We start from the raw sequence: 1619 nt of genomic DNA on the forward strand, positions 1-1619 counted from the left end.
GGTTCGCCTGCCTCGCGTTGTCCGCGTTCTGCTTGACCGTCGAAGCCAGCTCTTCCATCGATGCCGCGGTTTCCTCCAGCGAGGCAGCCTGTTCTTCCGTGCGGCTGGACAGGTCGGTGTTGCCGGCAGAAATCTCGCGCGACCCCACCGTGATCTCATCCACGCCGCGGCGCACCGTGGACACCGTGCGGGCCAGGCTTTCCTGCATGCGCTTGACGGCGGCCATCAGGGTCCCGATCTCGTTGGTCGACTGCACCTCGACGCGGGTGGTCAAGTCGCCGCCGGCGATGCGATCGAAGCTTTCGCCAACCGTGCGCAGCGGCCGCAGCACCGCGCGGTTCACGAACAGGAACGCGCCCAGCGACACCGCCAGGATCACCAGCAGCAACGCCAGGTAGACATAGGCCATGACCGTGCTCTGCGAGCGCGACGCGGCAACCTGCGCTTCGCTGTACGTATTGATCGCGTTGGCGAATTCGGTCAGTTGCTTGGAGAAGGCGCCGCTGGCCGCGGCGGTCCTGGTGTTCTTCAGGTTCAGGTACTCGGCGCTGTCCCCCCGGTCCAAGGCCGCCAGCATGGCCTGCAACCCTTCGGAAAAGCCGTTGAACGAAGCCAGCAACTGACCTTCCGCGGCACGGCTGATATCGCTGGTCTTCGGAACATCCTTGAAGCGCTCCAACTTGGCCCTGCCATCGCTCAGCAGTTGCTGGACGATGCGGGTCGTTTCGGCGGCGCCGGCTTTGTCGCCAGCCGCGCGTTGCGCGGCGGCGATGTCGGCGCGGATGGTTGCGCGCAGCATCTGCACATAAGAGTCCTTGACCAGGTTGTTCTGCTGGACGCTCAGGCTATCCAAGGCATCGATCGCAGCGGCGTTGGATCGCATGCTGTTCCAACCCAAGGCAATGGCAACCAGCGCGGCCACGGCGACGGCTAACTGGGCCAGCATCAAGCCCGTGCGCACCTTCAGATTGCTTAACATTTTCCGATATTTCCAGTAACCGTCAGGACGACATGCTTGCCGCCCCAACGTAAAAGGGAAGTGTTGTTACTGCGACTACCTGTTCAATGCGGCGGCTTGCGTCGTCAGAAGGACTCCCAGTCATCGTCCGCGGGCGGTGCGCGGCGCGCGGCGGCCGGTGCGGGCTTGATCGGCTTGGCATCGGTTGCATCGCTGGTCCTGACGGCCGGACGGCGCGCCGGACGCGCTGCAGTGGCGCCACTGTTGGCCGTGGGCCGGGCGCGGGCCGGCTGCGCCAGGCGTGCCGCGGCGACCGGGGGCTTGACTGGAGCCTGGGCCGGTTCGACCGCGCCTTCCGGCGGGGCCGCTTGCACGGCGGCCTCGGTGGATGCATCCTCGGCCTTCGGCGCGGCGACGCGCGGTGCGCTGCGCTGTTGCGCCAATTGGCGCGCCGGCACCTCGATCACGTCGCCGGCATTGATCTTGAACACCGCCACCGCTTCGGCCAGGCGCTGCGCCTGCTCCTGCAGCGAGCCGGCCGCGGCCGCCGCCTCTTCCACCAGCGCCGCGTTCTGCTGCGTCACCTCGTCCATCTGCGACACCGCCCGGTTGACCTGGTCGATACCGCTGGACTGCTCTTCCGAGGCCGCAGAGATCTCGC

The 1619-nt window shown here is 66.8% G+C and carries 1 protein-coding gene and 1 pseudogene; both read right to left on the bottom strand.

The genetic code is table 11. The features are described 5' to 3' along the window. On the bottom strand, positions 1 to 979 hold a 979-nt coding region (locus tag AC6LKG_RS26450), incomplete at its 3' end, for a Tar ligand binding domain-containing protein (protein ID WP_498169948.1). Between the two features lie 104 nt (positions 980 to 1083). Then, positions 1084 to 1619 (bottom strand): annotated as a pseudogene (locus AC6LKG_RS26455) (methyl-accepting chemotaxis protein); the annotation flags it as partial.

The sequence above is a fragment of the Achromobacter sp. 46006 genome, assembly GCF_059761975.1.